At 61.2% G+C, this 17,335-nt stretch carries 17 protein-coding genes; 2 read left to right on the top strand and 15 right to left on the bottom strand.

Annotation, left to right across the window (positions count from 1 at the left end):
* Positions 1-6: 6 nt before the first annotated feature.
* The 13 genes from purF to leuC all read right to left on the bottom strand — a co-directional run bounded on the left by purF (position 7) and on the right by leuC (position 13,702).
* Positions 7-1,527, bottom strand: a complete 1,521-nt coding sequence (purF, locus tag LLY24_RS09025; protein WP_259035950.1) for an amidophosphoribosyltransferase — start codon at positions 1,525-1,527, stop codon at positions 7-9.
* Positions 1,528-1,663: 136 nt separating this feature from the next.
* On the bottom strand, positions 1,664-2,218 hold the full coding sequence (locus tag LLY24_RS09020) for a CvpA family protein (RefSeq protein ID WP_259035949.1): 555 nt from the start codon (positions 2,216-2,218) through the stop codon (positions 1,664-1,666).
* A 2-nt stretch (positions 2,219-2,220) separates the two neighbouring features.
* The gene (locus tag LLY24_RS09015; protein WP_259035948.1) at positions 2,221-2,940 is read right to left on the bottom strand and encodes an SPOR domain-containing protein; all 720 of its coding nucleotides are present in this window, start codon (positions 2,938-2,940) and stop codon (positions 2,221-2,223) included.
* Positions 2,941-2,988: 48 nt separating this feature from the next.
* A complete protein-coding gene (gene folC / locus LLY24_RS09010) occupies positions 2,989-4,314 on the bottom strand; it encodes a bifunctional tetrahydrofolate synthase/dihydrofolate synthase (RefSeq protein ID WP_259035947.1) in 1,326 nt (441 codons plus the stop codon).
* On the bottom strand, positions 4,292-5,290 hold the full coding sequence (accD, locus tag LLY24_RS09005) for an acetyl-CoA carboxylase, carboxyltransferase subunit beta (RefSeq protein ID WP_259035946.1): 999 nt from the start codon (positions 5,288-5,290) through the stop codon (positions 4,292-4,294). The genes folC and accD overlap by 23 nt, the downstream gene beginning before the upstream one ends.
* Before the next feature lie 91 nt (positions 5,291-5,381).
* Positions 5,382-6,185, bottom strand: a complete 804-nt coding sequence (gene trpA, locus LLY24_RS09000; protein WP_259035945.1) for a tryptophan synthase subunit alpha — start codon at positions 6,183-6,185, stop codon at positions 5,382-5,384.
* A gap of 33 nt (positions 6,186-6,218) precedes the next feature.
* Complete coding sequence (gene trpB / locus LLY24_RS08995; protein ID WP_259035944.1) at positions 6,219-7,439, bottom strand: tryptophan synthase subunit beta; 1,221 nt, start codon at positions 7,437-7,439, stop codon at positions 6,219-6,221.
* Positions 7,440-7,496: 57 nt separating this feature from the next.
* Positions 7,497-8,135: a phosphoribosylanthranilate isomerase gene (locus LLY24_RS08990; protein WP_259035943.1), complete on the bottom strand. Its 639-nt coding sequence runs from the start codon at positions 8,133-8,135 to the stop codon at positions 7,497-7,499.
* Entirely contained in the window at positions 8,132-9,058 is a 927-nt protein-coding gene (gene truA, locus LLY24_RS08985; protein WP_259035942.1) for a tRNA pseudouridine(38-40) synthase TruA, read from the bottom strand. Before truA ends, LLY24_RS08990 begins: the two co-directional genes overlap by 4 nt.
* Before the next feature lie 171 nt (positions 9,059-9,229).
* Positions 9,230-10,342, bottom strand: coding sequence for an aspartate-semialdehyde dehydrogenase (gene asd, locus LLY24_RS08980; RefSeq protein WP_259035941.1), 1,113 nt, complete (start codon positions 10,340-10,342; stop codon positions 9,230-9,232).
* Positions 10,343-10,473: 131 nt separating this feature from the next.
* A complete protein-coding gene (gene leuB, locus LLY24_RS08975) occupies positions 10,474-11,553 on the bottom strand; it encodes a 3-isopropylmalate dehydrogenase (protein WP_259035940.1) in 1,080 nt (359 codons plus the stop codon).
* Between the two features lie 46 nt (positions 11,554-11,599).
* Complete coding sequence (leuD, locus tag LLY24_RS08970) at positions 11,600-12,247, bottom strand: 3-isopropylmalate dehydratase small subunit (RefSeq protein ID WP_259035939.1); 648 nt, start codon at positions 12,245-12,247, stop codon at positions 11,600-11,602.
* A 3-nt stretch (positions 12,248-12,250) separates the two neighbouring features.
* Positions 12,251-13,702, bottom strand: a complete 1,452-nt coding sequence (leuC, locus tag LLY24_RS08965; RefSeq protein ID WP_259035938.1) for a 3-isopropylmalate dehydratase large subunit — start codon at positions 13,700-13,702, stop codon at positions 12,251-12,253.
* 142 nt (positions 13,703-13,844) lie between these two features.
* Between leuC and LLY24_RS08960 the strand changes: the two genes are divergently transcribed.
* Positions 13,845-14,723 carry a LysR family transcriptional regulator gene (locus tag LLY24_RS08960; protein WP_259035937.1) on the top strand — a complete coding sequence of 293 codons (879 nt, stop codon included), beginning with the start codon at positions 13,845-13,847 and terminating at the stop codon, positions 14,721-14,723.
* 17 nt (positions 14,724-14,740) lie between these two features.
* Here the strand turns inward: LLY24_RS08960 and LLY24_RS08955 are convergent, their stop codons facing one another.
* Positions 14,741-15,163 carry a hypothetical protein gene (locus tag LLY24_RS08955; protein ID WP_259035936.1) on the bottom strand — a complete coding sequence of 141 codons (423 nt, stop codon included), beginning with the start codon at positions 15,161-15,163 and terminating at the stop codon, positions 14,741-14,743.
* 65 nt (positions 15,164-15,228) lie between these two features.
* The gene (locus LLY24_RS08950; RefSeq protein ID WP_259035935.1) at positions 15,229-15,822 is read right to left on the bottom strand and encodes a hypothetical protein; all 594 of its coding nucleotides are present in this window, start codon (positions 15,820-15,822) and stop codon (positions 15,229-15,231) included.
* A 168-nt stretch (positions 15,823-15,990) separates the two neighbouring features.
* Between LLY24_RS08950 and LLY24_RS08945 the strand changes: the two genes are divergently transcribed.
* The gene (locus LLY24_RS08945) at positions 15,991-17,307 is read left to right on the top strand and encodes a hypothetical protein (RefSeq protein WP_259035934.1); all 1,317 of its coding nucleotides are present in this window, start codon (positions 15,991-15,993) and stop codon (positions 17,305-17,307) included.
* Positions 17,308-17,335 lie beyond the last annotated feature (28 nt).

Here is a 17,335-nt window from a genome sequence, read left to right as displayed (position 1 = left end):
GACCTCCTAATCGTCGATGTCGTCGTCCTGGTTATGCATGTCCACCAGCGCGTGGCCGCTTATGCCTGCGCCTTTGGCGGCATCGTTGCGGCTGGCTTCGAGCACGGCGAGGTAGGCCTCGTCGATGTCGCCAGTGACGTAATTGCCGTCGAACACCGAGCAGTCGAACTCCTGCATTTCCGGGTTCACTTCACGGCAGGCCGCTTTCAGATCCTCTAGATCCTGATAGAAGATACGGTCGGCGCCGATCAGTTGGCCCACCTCTTCTTCGCTACGCCCATGGGCGATCAGCTCGGAAGCGGCTGGCATGTCAATGCCGTAAACGTTGGGATAGCGAACGGGCGGCGCCGCCGAGGCAAAGTAGACTTTGTTGGCGCCGGCGTCGCGCGCCATCTGGATGATCTGCTTGCAGGTGGTGCCGCGCACGATGGAGTCGTCTACCAAGAGCACGTTCTTGCCCTTGAATTCGACATCAATGGCGTTGAGCTTCTGGCGCACCGATTTCTTACGCTGCGTCTGCCCCGGCATGATGAAGGTACGCCCGATGTAGCGATTCTTCATGAAACCTTCGCGATAGGTCACGCCCAAATGCTGCGCCATCTCCAGCGCCGAGGTACGCGAGGTATCGGGAATCGGGATGACCACGTCGATATCGTGATCGGGCCACTCGCTGAGAATGCGATCCCCCAGCTTACGCCCCATCTGCATACGCGTGCCGTATACGTAAGCGCCATCGAGCAGCGAGTCAGGGCGAGCGAGGTAGACGTGCTCGAAGATACACGGACGCAGTAGCGGCTGATCGGCACAGACTTTAGTCTGCACGTTGCCCTGCATATCGACGAAAATCGCTTCGCCCGGGGCCAGATCGCGGGCAAGCTCGAAGCCACCCACGTCGAGGGCGACCGACTCGGAGGCGATCATCACGTCCTGGCCGATGTCACTCTCGCGGGTGCCGTAGACGATGGGGCGAATGCCGTGGGGATCACGAAAAGCCACCATGCCGAAGCCGTTGATCATGGCGACCGCCGCATAGCCGCCACGGCAGCGGCGATGTACGCGACGTACCGCATCGAAAACGTCCTCGGCTTCAAGGTGCAAACCCTGCTTGCCAAGCTCGTGGGCAAAGACGTTGAGCAGCACTTCGGAGTCGGAACTGGTATTGATGTGACGCAGATCTGATGAGAACAGCTCTTTTTTAAGCTGCTCAGAGTTAGTCAGGTTACCGTTGTGCGCCAGGGCGATGCCGTAGGGCGAGTTGACGTAGAACGGCTGCGACTCGGCTTCGCTCGACGATCCGGCAGTCGGATAGCGCACGTGGCCGATACCAAGATTGCCCTTCAAGCGCGCCATGTGACGGGTATGGAAGACGTCGCGCACGAGACCGTTGCTCTTGCGCAGCAAAAAGCGCCCCTCGTTCCATGTCATCATGCCGGCAGCGTCCTGACCCCGATGCTGTAGAACGGTCAAGCCATCGTAGATCGCCTGATTTACCGCCTGCTTGGCCAGAAGGCCCACAATACCGCACATTACCGTTACCTCGCTTGGTGCCTAGGACCGCGTACAGCGTCGCTTTTCGTCGGAAATAGCGCCTACACGGACGTTCAAAACCGCCTAGCTACCGAACACGCACGACAAGTCCCGTGCTCGGCGATCAGAAATAGTCTTACCACTCGATTTGCGTAGGAGTGCGCAGATCGGGCAGCGAAATATCGCGCAGCGATGCCGGGGCTTCGGGCAACTCGCGCTCCCACTGATCCAACTGGCTCACCGCCCAGTCGCGCAGCTCGATAAAGGTCGGGCGCAGCGACGCCTCCTGCCACGCCTGAAGCCCCGAGAGCGGCGTCAGGGTGATGACGACTGTCGCGATCAGCAAGATGACCGCTCCCCGTGCCACGCCAAAGGCCGCACCGGCAAAGCGGTTGAGCAGGCCCATACCCACCCACTCGATGGCCGCGTGAACCAACCGAATGACGATGCCGCAAAGCAGAATCACGGCGAAGATGACCAGCGCAAAGGCCAGCACTAAACGAGCATCGTAGCTTTCGATGAGACCGCTCATCATCTCCGCCACCGGCTCCGCCAGCACCCGCGCGACCATGAGCGCGACGACCCAGGCAGCAAGCCCCAGCGCCTCGCGAACGAAGCCACGCACGAAACCGGCCAGCATGGAGAGCGCCAGTACGGCGAGAAAAACCGCATCGATCCAGGTCAACGCCATCGTCAATCTCTCACCCGCACCAAGAGGCCCTGAACGTTGGCCTGCTGCTTGATCGACGCCATGGCCTGCTCGCCTGCATCCGAGCTTGCGTAGGGGCCCACCAGAACGGTGGTCATGTTGTTATCGCGCTGACGGGTGAATACGGTGAAGCCGGATTGACGCAGTTGTTCTCCCAGGCGCTGTGCGTTGGCGGGCTCGCCGAAGCTACCCACCTGGACCGCCCACTCGCCCTGTGCGCTAGCCGCAGGGCCAGACGAGCCGCTCGATGACGAGCTGCTAGATGATGAGTTGCTGTTGGACGATGAGCTAGTCGAGGATGAGCTGCTTGAAGCGTTATTAGAACCCGCGTTCCCCGCCGTGGCCGTCTCGCTCGACGTGGCAATGGCAGCGATAGGATCGCGCGCAGGCGCTTGCGTTCCACTACCGCTGGAGGTGTTCGGCACGTTATCGGTTTGCGGCTCACGAGGCATCGCCTCAATCGGCGACGTCAGCCCGCTGGTATCGATCTGGCGATCATCGCCCTGGCCTAAGTCGATAGTGCTCGGCCTTTCGGGCGTGGCGACGTCGGTACGCTCGACCCTAATCGGCTCTTCAATGACGAAGCTTGGCTGCGGGCGCTCCTCGCGCGGGGCGGGATCGCTCATCAGCCACGGCACGAAAATAGCCAGTAGTGCCAACAGAATGACGAGACCACTGATACGCTCTGTTTTACCGTATTTCATCTCTTATTCCCTCCAGCACTCTTGTTCCCAGCACTCTTGTTCCCAGTACTAAGCACTTGCCGGTAGCGGCATTGCTAGCAGCGCCGCTACCGTGAAGAACGACCCCGTGGCCAGTACGCGATCATGCGTGGCAAGACGTGGTGCCAGCCACGTCGCGCCCGCTTCAGGGGACGCCGCGCAGTGATGCACCGTGCCCCCTAATCGAGTAATACGTGCCGCCAGCTCCTCGGCGCTGCGCCCTCGCTCCCCGTCGAGGCTCACGCAGACCCAGTGAGGAATGCGCGCCACCAGCGGAGCAATGACGCCGTCGGCATCTTTGTCATTGAGCATGCCCAATAGCCCCCACCACTGACCGCCCTCGGGCGCGTCAGGCAGACGCGTGGCTAGGTAGGTGGCCGCGTGGGGGTTGTGCCCCACATCCACACACCACTGCCCCAACCACTGCATCCGCCCCGCTAGCATTACCTTGGACAGCGCCTGACGCGTTTTCGCTGCATCGAGTGCAACGCCTGCTAGCGATAGCGCCTGCAGGGCGGTCGCGGCATTATCCAAGGGTAGGCCGGGATCGGGCAACGCGCTTAGGCTAAGCGGCGCTTGGTGGCCGTCTTGACCCTGCCAGGCCCAGCCATCTTCGCTCACGTCGCTGCGGCTGAATGCCTCGCCCAGCGCGTAACAGGGGGCGTTGAGTCGTAAGGCCTCTTCCGTCACGCTGCCGGGCAATGCTTGGCTGCCCAGCACTGCGGGCTTGCCCGCGCGGAAGATACCGGCCTTTTCACGCCCGATCTGAGCGAGATCGGTGCCAAGAAAATTGGCATGATCGAGCGCGATGGTAGTGACGATGGCAACGTCGGCATCGACGATATTGACTGCGTCCAGACGCCCGCCCAGCCCTACTTCGAGTACCGCTAAGTCGAGCTCGGCCGTAGCCAAACACCAAAAGGCGCAGAGCGTACCCGCTTCGAAATAGGTCAGGCTAATGGCAGGCGCCTGCAAGCGCGCTCGCTCGACCGCTTCGAAGCCACGACACAGCAGCGCATCATCGGCTTCTTGACCATCGAGACGAACGCGCTCGTTGTAGCGCAGTAGATGCGGAGAGGTGTAGCTGCCCACGCGCAGGCCGTGCTCGGCGGCAACGGCCTCGATCATCGCCAGGGTAGAGCCCTTGCCGTTGGTGCCTGCCACGGTAATCACGCGGGGGGCGATCGAGCTTGGAACAGGGCTTGTAGCAGTGGTTGAAACAGAGCTTGATATCAACCCCATGCGTTCAGCCACCTGGGCAACGCGCTCGAGACCCAGATCGATACCGACCGGATGCAGGGCCTCGAGATGTTCAAGCCACTGATCGAGCGTCTCAGGCATTGCGTGAGGGTGCATCTAAGCTGTCGGCTGCGGGGGTATCGGCAGCTGCGTCGGCCGCCTCGGCCTTGGCGGCGAGCGCCTCCTCATCCACCACCGGCTCGATCACGTCGGACTCTGAGACGAGACTATCCAGCGCGTCCTGGTGGGTCAGTTTGCGCAGTACACCGCCGAGTCGGCTGCGCATCTCGTGACGGTGCACGATCATGTCGACGGTACCGTGGTCGAGCAAGAACTCGCTGCGTTGAAAGCCTTCCGGCAGGGTTTCGCGCACCGTTTGCTCGATGACGCGCGGGCCCGCAAAGCCGATCAAGGCATTGGGCTCGGCCACGTTGAGATCACCCAGCATGGCAAGCGATGCCGATACGCCGCCGAAGACCGGATCGGTGAGCACGGAGATGTAGGGCACTCCGGCCTGCTTGAGTTTCTCGAGCGCTGCGGAGGTCTTGGCCATCTGCATCAGCGAGAAGAGCGCTTCTTGCATCCGCGCACCGCCCGAAGCGGCAAAGCAAACCAGCGGCAGGTTCTCTTCAAGGGCCAGGGTCGCAGCGCGAACGAATTTCTCGCCCACCACCGCCCCCATGGAGCCGCCCATGAAAGTGAATTCGAAGGCCACGGCAACGACCGGCAGGCCGTCGAGATTACCGCGCATGGCGATCAGGGCGTCCTTCTCACCGGTCTCTTTCTGCGCGGCCGCCAGGCGATCCTTGTACTTCTTGGAATCGCGGAACTTGAGGCGGTCGACCGGTTCAATATCGGCGGCCAGCTCTTCGCGGCCCTCTTTGTCGAGGAACCAATCGAGGCGTTTGCGCGCGGTCAGGCGCAGGTGGTGGTCGCACTTGGGGCAGACGCTGTGATGCTTTTCCAGTTCCGGGAGGTAGAGCACCGCCTCGCACTTGGGACATTTACGCCACAAGCCGTCCGGCACGCTAGCACGGCGGTCTTTACGCTGGATTCGCCCCATCGAGGGCACAATCTTATCTAACCAGCTCATATCAAAAGGCTTCCGTTATACGTCAATGCCTGGCCGCACCAGGCGTTGAAAGTGTTCTATCGTTACACGCGTCGCGCCGATAAGGCGCCCATCATGCATCCATCGCGGTGCGCATCTCCGCCAGTACGCTGGCCAATTCACCCGCGATCACTTCGGGCGTCTCGACATTGGCGGCGATGCGGTTCACCAGAGCACTGCCGACGATCACGCCGTCAGCTACCTTGGCCACCTCGGCGGCCGAGACCCCGTCGCGAATGCCGAAACCCACACAAAGCGGGATATCGGTCATTTCACGCAGCGGCGCCAAACGTTTGGCTACCTCTAGGGCATCCAGCGTTGCCGCTCCGGTCACGCCCTTCAATGAAACGTAGTAGAGATACCCTTCACCGTGGGCGCATATTGTAGCGGCACGATCAGGGGAAGTGGTAGGTGCGACCAGGAAAATCGCTGCCAGACCATGCGACTTTAGCAGCGGACCGAACTCATCGGCCTCTTCCGGCGGCATGTCGACGGTAAGTACGCCATCGACGCCAGCTTCGGCGGCGCGGCGGGCAAAGTGCTCGTAGCCCAGCCGCTCGACCGGATTGAGATAGCCCATCAGCACGACCGGCGTGGTGGTGTCGGCTTGGCGAAACGTCTCCACCATATCGAGCAGATCGGCAAGCGAGGTGCCATGCTTGAGTGCCCGCTCGCAGGCTTTTTGGATCACCGGGCCATCGGCCATAGGGTCGGAAAACGGTACGCCGAGCTCGATGACGTCAGCTCCCGCCTCGACCAGGGCATGCATGAAGCCCACGGTGCACTCGGGCGCCGGGTCACCGGCGGTGATGTAGGGAATCAGGGCCTTGCGACCCTGGCGTTTGAGCGCTTCGAAGCGTTGATCAATACGGTTCATGCGGGACCCTTACTGTCGACGTCGCTGACGCCTTCAAATATCGATACCGTCGAGCTTGGCAACGGTCATGATGTCCTTGTCGCCGCGCCCGGAGAGGTTGACGACGATGTGCTGATCGGGGCGCATTTGCGGCGCCAGCACCTTGGCGTAGGCCATGGCGTGCGCCGACTCGAGTGCGGGCATGATGCCCTCCATCCGCGTGAGTTCACGAAAAGCGTCGAGCACGTCCTTGTCGTTGGCGGCAACGTAGCGGACCCGGCCGACATCCTTCCACAGCGCATGCTCGGGGCCAACGCCAGGGTAATCGAGCCCGGCCGAGATCGAATGGGTATCCGACACCTGCCCTGCCTCATCCGACATTAGATAGGTGCGATTACCGTGGAGAACTCCCCGCGGGGCGTTGGCGGTAAGGGGAGCAGCGTGGCGCCCGGTCTCGACGCCATCGCCACCGGCCTCGACGCCGTACATAGCGACCTCGTCGTCCTCGACGAAGGGATAAAATAGGCCCATGGCGTTGGAGCCGCCGCCCACGCAGGCGATCAACGCATCGGGCAGGCGGCCGATGTGGCTAAGCGATTGCGCCCGCGCTTCGCGACCCACCACGGCATTGAAATCGCGCACCAGCTGCGGGTAAGGGTGCGGTCCGGCAACGGTGCCAATGATGTAGAAGGTGTTGTCGACGTTGGTGACCCAATCACGCAGCGCTTCGTTCATGGCATCTTTGAGCGTGCGCGTGCCCGACTCGACCGGAATTACCCGCGCACCGAGCAAGCGCATGCGATAGACATTGAGCTTCTGGCGCTCGACGTCTTCGGCGCCCATGTAGACGTCGCACTCAAGCCCGAGCCGCGCAGCGACCGTCGCGGTGGCCACACCGTGCTGCCCTGCCCCAGTCTCGGCGATGACGCGCGGTTTGCCGGTTTTTTTGGCCAACAGCGCCTGCCCGATGGTGTTGTTGACCTTGTGCGCACCAGTGTGATTGAGGTCTTCGCGCTTGAGCCAAATCTGCGCGCCGCCCAAGTGCTGCGACCAGCGTTCGGCGTGGTAAAGCGGCGAGGGGCGACCCACGTAGTGGGCCAAATCGCGGTCGAACTCGGCCTGGAAGTCGGGATCGTCGCGAAGGCTCGAATAGATCGTTTCAAGCTCCTCCAGCGCGTAGCTCAGGGTTTCCGAGACGAACCGACCGCCATAGGGGCCGTAGTGGCCACGGGCATCGGGGAGTCGGGTCAGGTCGCTGAACTTACTCACGGACATACCTCACTTGATCGCCAGGTGTGGGAATGGGTTGAGACCGGCGCGCGGTCGTGAACGTCAAGGCGCGCTTCGCAGCCGATCCCCCTGCGCTACTTGGGCCACGAAGGCGGCCATTTTATCTGCCGACTTGATGCCGCGCGACGCTTCGATGCCACCCGAGACGTCGAGCGCATAGGGCGCCACCTGCGTAATGGCGCGCGCGGCATTCTGAGGCGTCAGACCACCGGCGAGGATAACAGGTTTGCTCAACCCTGCGGGGATTCGCTCCCAGTCGAAGGTCTCCCCCGTTCCTCCCGGTACGCCCGGCCGATACGCATCAAGCAGAAGCGCCTGGGCGCCGTCGAATGCCCGCGCTGATGCGTGTAGATCGAGATCGTCGCGCATGCGCAGCGCTTTGATCCAAGGGCGACCGAAGCGCGCGCAAAACTCAGGCGACTCATTGCCGTGAAACTGCAGCAGATCCAAATGCGGCAAACAGGCGCCTACCTCCTCTTCACTAGGGTCGACAAAAAGCCCCACGCGGGTCACGAAGGCTGGCACACGCGGCGTAAGAGACGCCAGCGCCGCAGCGCTCAGACTTCGCCCGCTTGGCGCCCACATCACGAACCCCAGCGCATCGACGCCCAGAGTTACGGCGTCTTCGATATCCTGCTCACGGGTCAGACCGCAAAATTTGATTCGGGTTCGGCGGCTCACTTGGCCTCCTCGGCATTAAGCGCCGCGACGGGCGCCCCCCGGCGAAACGCCACCATGGGCGTATCGGGAATATCACGCTCGCCGGTCCACTCGCCCAGAAAAGCGAGCAAGTTCGGCCCCAGCGACTCACGCGGCAAGTCGAAGCGCTCATCGTAGAGCGAATCGACGAAGTGCAAGCCGCAGGCGGGCGCGGTAACGTCACCTTTTTGGCGATTTTTCAGCGCCAGAAGGCGCGCGATGTAGGTTTCGTCCTGCTCGCCGCGACCGACGCTGACCAGCGCGCCAACGATATTGCGGATCATATGATGCAAGAACGCATTGCCCTGTACGTCCACCACCACTAGCGGGCCGTGACGCTTGACCTCGATGAAGTGCAGATGGCGCCATGGCGTTTTTGACTGGCAGCCTGCCGCCCGAAAGCTCGAAAAGTCATTCTCCCCCACCAACGCTTGGGCAGCGCGATGCATGGCGCCTGCATCCAGCGGGTCGCGGCACCAAGTCACGTTGTTGCGCTCCATGACCGGGCGGCTCAGCTGATTGAGCAGTAGATAGCGATAGCGCCGCCCTAGCGCGCTAAAACGCGAGTGAAAGTCGTCGGCCACGGGCTTGACCCAGCGCACGGCGATATCACGCGGCAAATTGGCGTTGGCACCAAAGATCCAGGCCTTCTCGGAGCGCGCTTCGGGAGGGTCGAAGTGAAGGATCTGGCGGGTGGCGTGCACGCCGGAGTCGGTACGCCCACTGGCGTGGATACGCACCGGCGCACCCGCCACCTTGGCCAGCGCCGCTTCGAGCGAGCCCTGCACCGAGGCGGCGTGCTTGAGGCGCTGAAAGCCGCAGTAGTGGGTGCCGTCGTATTCGACGCTCATGGCCAAGCGGCCGGTCAGCGGTGTGGTTTCGTCAAAGCGGTAAGATTGCGTCATCGCCTCGCAACTAACAGAGGATGAGGGAAAAGAAGACCCTCATTATCCCGGCCCTGCGCAATGATTGCCACCTTTGGCGACGGTATTGCGTGACCTAATCGGGCGTGACATAACGAAAAAAGCGGAAGCCGAAGCCTCCGCTTTTTACCCGCTTTCGCGTGGCGCTTATGTTTACTGCTCGCGCAGGATCTTGAGCATACGCTTGAGCGGTTCGGCCGCACCCCACAGAAGCTGGTCGCCAACGCTAAAGGCCGACAGGTATTCACCGCCCATGGCCAATTTGCGCAGGCGGCCCACTGGAACGTTGAGCGTGCCGGTGGCAGCGGCAGGCGTAAGCCCTGCAATGGTCGCCTCTTTATCGTTGGGAATGACGCTGACCCACTGGTTGTGCTGCGCAATGCGCTCTTCGATTTCGTCCAGCGGCACGTCTTTTTTCAGCTTGATGGTGAAGGCTTGGCTGTGCGAGCGCATCGCACCGATACGCACGCAAAGACCGTCGATGGGCACCGGATTGTCCATACGACCCAGAATCTTGTTGGTCTCGACACCGCCTTTCCACTCTTCACGGCTCTGGCCGCTTTCGAGTTTGCTGTCGATCCAAGGCAGTAGGCTGCCCGCCAGCGGGGCGCCGAAGTTATCTACCGCGAAATCGCCGCCGCGCATGGCTGCGGTCACTTTGCGGTCGATATCCAAGATGGCGCTGGCCGGATCGGCAAGCTCGGGAGCAACGCTATCGCGCAGCTGGCCCATTTGGGTCAGCAGTTCGCGCATATGCTTGGCGCCAGAGCCGGAAGCCGCCTGATACGTCATCGAGGTCATCCACTCGACCAGGTCGGCTTCGAAAAGACCGCCCAGGCCCATTAGCATCAGGCTCACGGTGCAGTTGCCGCCAACGAAGGTCTTAGCGCCTTTGGCTAGCTGGGCATCGATGACGCCACGGTTGACCGGATCGAGAATGATGGTCGCTTCGTCGTCCATGCGCAGAGTACTGGCCGCATCGATCCAGTAGCCCTTCCAGCCTCCACCGCGCAGGTCGCCGTAGACTTTCTTGGTGTAGTCGCCACCCTGACAGGTCACGATGACGTCTAACGCCTTGAGCTCATCGATGGCGTAGGCATCCTTGAGCGGAGGTACGTCGACGCCGAGGTCGGGTCCTGGCTGGCCGACCTGGGAGGTGGTGAAGAAAATCGGCTCGACGCCGTTGAAATCACCCTCTTCCTGCATACGCTGCATGAGCACGGAGCCCACCATGCCACGCCACCCTACGAAACCGACTTTCAACATGAAAAGTCCTCCAGCAAAGAATGAGACGCTAATTATACACAAATTAACGCAAGCCGTCGGCCGCCCCCAAGAGGCGACCGACTGGCAAAGGGTTTGATAATGAGTAGCTTGTATTAGTAGCTTGCGAGCGATCAGCCTTGAGCAAACGCGGCCAGTACCGCATCGCCCATCTCGACGGTCGACACCGTTTGCATACCGGGCGACGCAATATCGGCGGTGCGCAGACCGTCGTCGAGCACGCGCCCTACGGCGGCTTCGATGCGCTCGGCCATTGCCGTTTCGTTCAGCGAGTAGCGCAGCATCATGGCCACCGAGAGCATCATCGCCAAGGGGTTGGCGATATTCTGCCCGGCGATATCCGGAGCGCTGCCGTGGCAGGGCTCGTACATGCCCTGGCCGGTCTCGTTGAGCGAGGCCGACGGCAGCATGCCGATGGAGCCGGTCAGCATGGCGGCGGCGTCCGAGAGGATGTCACCGAACATGTTGCCTGTAACTACCACGTCGAACTGCTTGGGCGCGCGCACCAGCTGCATTGCGGCGTTGTCGACGTACATGTGCGAGAGTTCGACGTCCGGATACTCCGGCGCCAAGCGCTCCATCACCTCACGCCACAGGATGGTGACTTCCAGCACGTTGGCCTTGTCCACCGAGCAGAGCTTCTTGCCACGCTTTTGCGCCATCTCGAAGGCGACGCGACCGATACGCTCAATCTCGCTTTCGGAATAGACGTAGGTATTGAAGCCCACGCGCTCGCCGTTACGCTCTTCGATGCCGCGCGGCTGGCCGAAATAAATTCCGCCGGTGAGCTCGCGCACGATCATGATATCGAGCCCCGCCACCAGCTCGGGCTTGAGGCTCGAAGCGCTGGCAAGCTGAGGGTAGAGCATCGCTGGGCGCAGGTTACCGAAGAGCCCAAGGTTCTTGCGTAGGCCCAAAAGCCCCTTCTCCGGACGCTTGGAAAGGTCGTCGATCTTGTCCCACTTGGGGCCCCCAACGGCGCCGAGCAGAATGGCGCTCGCCTTACGCGCCTTTTCCAAGGTGGCATCGGGCAGCGGTACGCCGTGGGCGTCGTAGGCCGAGCCGCCCACTAGCGCCTCTTCCACGCTGATATCGAGCCCGGCCTTTTGACATGCGTCGAGCAGGCGCGCCGCTTGGGCTGCGATTTCAGGGCCGATACCGTCACCGGGCAGCAGTAATACGTTATGGGTCATGCCAAGTCCTTAATTGAAACAAGTCCTTCGTTGAAAACGATAACGCTCACGCGGGCTGGCGGAAGAGCCAAGGGCGCGCCTGCCGATGCTTCTCCTCGAAGGCGCGAATGGCGTCTTCGTCCTGCAGCGTAATGCCGATGTCGTCGAGACCGTTGAGCAGACAGTGCTTACGGAAAGCGTCCACCTCGAAAGCAAAGGCCTGGCCACCCGGCGTGGTGATGCGCTGATGTTCGAGATCGACATCGAGACGGTAGCCTTCGCTTGCCTCGACCTCTTCGAACAGCGTATCGACCTCCTCTTCGCTCAGGGTGATCAGCAGGATGCCGTTCTTGAATGCGTTGTTGTAGAAGATATCGGCGAAGCTCGGGGCGATGACCACCTTGAAACCAAAGTCCTCAAGCGCCCAGGGCGCGTGCTCGCGGGAGCTGCCGCAGCCGAAGTTACGCCGGGCGAGCAGCACCTCGGCGCCTTGGTAGCGGGGCAGGTTCAACACGAAATCGGGATTGATTGGACGCTGCGAGCAGTCCTGGCCCGGGTAGCCTTCGTCGAGGTAGCGCAGCTCATCAAACAGGTTGACGCCGAAACCGGTACGCTTGATCGACTTGAGAAACTGCTTGGGAATGATCAGATCGGTATCCACGTTGGCGCGGTCGAGCGGCGCTACGATACCGTTGAAACGGGTAAATTTTTTCATTTCTCACGCCTCCTGCGCATGGCTTGCGTCGTTCGCGGCAAGCGTACGAACATCGACGAAGTGACCGGCAATGGCTGCCGCCGCCGCCATGGCAGGGCTAACCAAGTGGGTGCGCCCGCCGTAGCCCTGACGGCCCTCGAAGTTACGGTTGGAGGTCGAGGCGCAGTGCTCGCCCGCGCCGAGCTTGTCGGCATTCATGGCCAAACACATCGAACAACCCGGCTCACGCCATTCAAACCCAGCGTCGATGAATATTTTATCGAGCCCCTCGGCTTCGGCCTGGCGTTTAACCAGCCCTGAGCCCGGCACCACCATGGCGAGCTTGATGGAGTCGGCGACCTTCTTGCCACGCGCCACCTTGGCCGCTTCGCGCAGGTCTTCGATGCGCGAGTTGGTGCAGGAGCCGATAAACACCTTGTCGAGGCGGATGTCGGTAATCTTCTGGTTGGCCTGCAGGCCCATGTACTCCAGTGCCCGGGTATGGCTGCGCTTGAGCGTTTCATCATCCGCGGCCAGCGGGTCCGGCACCTGGCCGGAAATCCCCGTGACCATCTCGGGGCTGGTGCCCCAGCTCACCTGCGGTTCGATCTCCTCGGCCTTGAGGGTGACGACCTTGTCGAACGTAGCGTCCTCATCGGACACCAGCGCCCGCCAATCGGCCACCGCCGCTTGCCACTGCTCGGCAGTCGGGGCGAAGGGACGCTCGGCGAGATAGTCGATGGTAACGTCATCGACGGCGATCAGGCCGACGCGTGCGCCTGCTTCGATGGCCATATTGCACACCGTCATCCGCCCTTCCATGGAGAGCGAGGCGATGGCGCTACCGGCGAATTCGATGGCGTAACCGGTGCCACCTGCGGTGCCGATCTCACCGATGATCGCCAGTACGACGTCCTTGGCGGTGACGCCGAGGCCGAGTTCGCCTTCGACGCGCACCTGCATGTTCTTCATTTTCTGCGCCAGCAGGCACTGGGTGGCCAGCACGTGCTCCACCTCGGAGGTGCCGATACCGTGGGCAAGTGCGGCGAAAGCGCCGTGGGTCGCGGTATGGGAGTCGCCGCACACCACGGTCATGCCGGGCAGCGTCGCGCCCTGCTCGGGGCCCACCACGTGGACGATACCCTGACGCGGGTCGTTGATCTGGAACTCTTCGATACCGAAGGCCTTGCAGTTATCGTCCAGGGTCTGCACCTGGATCAACGACACCGGGTCCTTGATACCGCTATTGCCTTCGGCGCGCTCTTTGAGCGTGGTGGGCACGTTGTGATCCGGCGTTGCTAGATTGGCATCCAAGCGCCAGGGCTTACGCTTTGCCAAGCGCAGCCCCTCGAAGGCCTGCGGCGAGGTGACTTCGTGAAGCAGCTGACGATCGATATAGATCAGCGCGGTACCATCGTCGCGCTGCTTGACCAAGTGCTGGTCCCACAGCTTGTCGTAAAGCGTTTGTCCTGACATGAGGCCTTCTCCCGGGCGGTGCCCACCGAATGCTAGTGTTTTGCGCTGACGTCTTTGCGCCAGTAGTGAGCCGAGTGTCTCCCCTCTCGCGTATAAAAGCAATTCATGTTATTCATGCTTTGGATTCCAAACAGGAATAGCAATGGATACCCAAAGCTTGCAGGCCTTTCTCGCCGTGGCCGAAACGCGCAGTTTTTCCCGCGCCGCCGAGGTGCTTTATCTCACCCAGCCCGCCGTGAGCAAACGCATTGCCACCCTGGAGGGGCAGGTCGGCGCCCGTCTGTTCGATCGCATCGGGCGCCAAACCACGCTGACGGAAGCCGGACTTCTGTTGCTTCCCCAGGCGCGACGGATCCTTCAAGCAATGGAGGATAGCCGCCGGGCGCTGACCAATCTGTCGGGGCAGATCGGCGGGCGTTTGACCCTCGCCACGAGCCACCACATAGGCCTGCATCGGCTGCCGCCGCTGCTCAAGCGCTACACCCAGCGCCATCCCGACGTAGAACTCGACCTTCACTTTCTCGACTCGGAGCTGGCCTATCAAGGCGTGCTTGATGGCTCTTTGGAGATGGCAGTGGTCACACTCTCCCCCACGCCGCACGCCCAGTTGAAAGCGCAGCCGGTCTGGACCGATCGGCTCTGTTTCGTGTGCGCACCCGATCATCCCCTTGCCGCCGCCGCCAACACACTCAGCCTGGCAACGCTTTGCCAGCACACCTGCATCATGACGGGCGCTCGCACGTTTACGCGCGCCTTGATCGAGCAGCGCTTTCACGACGCGGGGCTTAGCCTCAACGTCAGCATGGCGACGAACTACCTGGAGACGCTGAAGATGATGTGTAGCGTGGGGCTAGGCTGGAGCTTGTTGCCCGAAGGGATGATCGATGACGAGCTCGTCGACCTCGCGGTGGATACCCCGCTGATTCACCGCCCTCTTGGCTATCTCGTGCATACCGATCGCACGCTCTCCAATGCAGCGCGGAAAATGATCGAAGAGCTCGACGCCGCGCGGCCTGGCTGACGAAGCACTCACCCAGTTCAATACGCTTGCCGCGTCTCCTGGCCATTGAAGCAATAAGTGAGCCCTTCCCACTTGCCGCAGCCAACGAGCGCTGGCCAGCAGAAGGTGAAATCGAACATGTACTCAGGCAGCACACTAAAGCGCCGTGCCTGAACATCGACGACGGCCGTTTGACGCTCGTAGCGCCTTGCCATCCAGCTAAAAGCGACGTAGCGGCTCTCCGGCGAAAAAGCGAAGCAGCAGCCCCAGGCCCAGCCAGGAAAAGCAATTCCGTCGATGGAGAGCGTTTGATAACAATCGCCAAAAGGAGGCTCGGCTACATAAGTAAGGCGCAGGGAGTGACGATCGTCCGGCGAGCGCAGCAGATAATCCCCCATGCCCGCCCAAAGTGAAGAGCCGTCACTGGGCAACTGTCGTGTATCAATGGCTAATTCCTCCAATGTAAGCATCTCCACCAATAGGATAACGGTATAAAATTGGCGATCATGCTCAAAGCTAACGGCTCTCAATCACGCCCCATAAGGCGCTTGAAGAATCGAGCGATGCCAGAGGGGCGCGGCTTGGTATCCCATTTATATATCGCGCCTTGCGGCAGCGCCGTGTCGGCGCCGTAGCCGTATAGATCCCGCGCTAACAGCAGCGGAAGCGCATAGAGATGGTCGATACCCTCGGGATTGTCGCCAAGCTCGTCCTGCATACGCAGCAGCGTTTTTTTGATCATGGCGTAATTGCCCGCTGGCTCGCCCGTTTCATCCAGATGACGCGGGTCATCCAAGCCATCGTGCCATAGCGCCCACTGGCAGCTGCCATCCTTGTAAAGCGCGATATCCGAATAGTGCCCCCGCTTTTCGGCTGTACAGAACAGCACTTCGCGGGCTGACGAAAGAAAACGGCGCTCTTTTTCATAGTTGAATAGCGTTGCCCGATTCTCGCCATCTTCGAATACAAAAAGCCGATTTTCCGGGGTGACGATAGCGAGAAGATCGGGATCATCGGGGTTACTCGTCTCCTCGGCGACTAAGTCACGCTTCATCTGCTCCAAGTGCTTCGCGTCGCACACGAGCCACGATGAGTCGAAGTCGATATCGTTCATGTTCATAGCGTGTCCCTACCTTAAGTAAACGTCCATTGATGACGCGCGCTTGCGCATTCAATGCAAGTGCCAATAGCTATATCAAACAACAAAATGGCCTTACGTTGCGACCCTGTAGCACTGGCCTTTCCCCGCGTATCCGATTAGCCTGCTAATCCCCACTAAGGATCGGACATGCACGAGACCACTCTTCGCCAGCGCGTGGCAGGCGTGCTGACACTGGCCGGGCTGCTTGCCCAAATCATCGGCTTTACGGGCGGTTTGAATACGGCCAATAGCGTCAGCTATCTGCTTTGGGCGGCAGTCATTCTGCTCTGGCGCGATATTCCCAAGCGTTCACGAATGCAGGCGATGGTGCTGATCGTTCTGGGAATCGTCATGCTGTTAGTGGCGCGCTGGGGCTATGGCGCCCACATTCACTGGCCGAGCGTGCTGCAGGGTAACGCCTTCGTCGCGGCGATGCTGGTGGGTGTGAGCTTCATCACCTTGGTAGGCAAGGAGCAGGGGCGCCAAAAAGCCCCCGGCAGGCGGCTAACGGGAAGCGGTGGGATCTTGCGCACCTGGCTTGGCGTGCATCTGCTGGGCAGCATCTTGAACATGTCCACGGTGATTCTAGTGGGCGACCGCCTGGCGCGCTCGGCGCCGCTCAGCCTTCCTCAGCTCTTGGCGCTCAACCGTGGCCTTTCCAGTGCCGCGCTTTGGTCGCCCTTCTTCGCCTCCATGGGGGTGGCGCTAGCGCTGGCACCCGAGATGCACTACGCCAAGGTCATGGCCATGGGGCTGCCGCTAGCGATGATGGCGGGACTCTTTACTACCCTTGATCTCAAGCGCCGCTTCGACTTAGACAACGTTATCGGCTTTTCTCTAGCCCCTAAGAGCCTAATGATGCCGGTGGGGATGGCGCTTTTAGTGATGCTCTTTCACTTCGTCATCACGCCTAGGCTCTCCATCGTCAGCATCATTACCTTTTTGATTCCTGTCGTTGCGCTACTGAGCAACCTGCCCTACGGCGGCAAATGGACATTTCAGCGGCTCAAGCAGCATACCCTGGTGCGCCTGCCCGGCATGCGCGGTGAGGTGTCGCTATTTTTGGCGGCGGGGCTATTTACCTTGGGGCTTTCCACGCTCGTGGACGCCGTCACCAGCAACGACTGGACGCTGTTCGCCCACTTCGGCACCTGGGAGGCGATCGCCAGCTTCGCGGCCATCGTCGCCAGCGCCCTACTCGGCTTACACCCCATTATTGGGGTATCGATTTTGGCATCGCTACTCTCGCTCGAAAGCGGCGAACAGACGCGCTTTGCCTTCGTTGCGCTGGCAGCGTGGGGGGTGGGAACGAGCGTTGGGCCCCTGTCGGGAATCAACCTTTCCCTCCAGGGACGCTACGGGGTCAGCGGGTACCGCATGATGAAGCACAACCTGCCCTATGCCGGGTTCATGAGCCTCTTGGTGCTGGCCATCCTCACCCTCTCGGGCGAGTGGCTAACGTGATCGTCGTGTGGTCTTTAAAACTTTATTT

The organism is Halomonas dongshanensis (assembly GCF_024790395.1).
In the GTDB taxonomy this organism is placed as follows: Bacteria; Pseudomonadota; Gammaproteobacteria; order Pseudomonadales; family Halomonadaceae; genus Vreelandella; species Vreelandella dongshanensis.
Note: the sequence above shows the minus strand (reverse complement) of the source record. Positions and strands in the feature narration are given on the sequence as shown.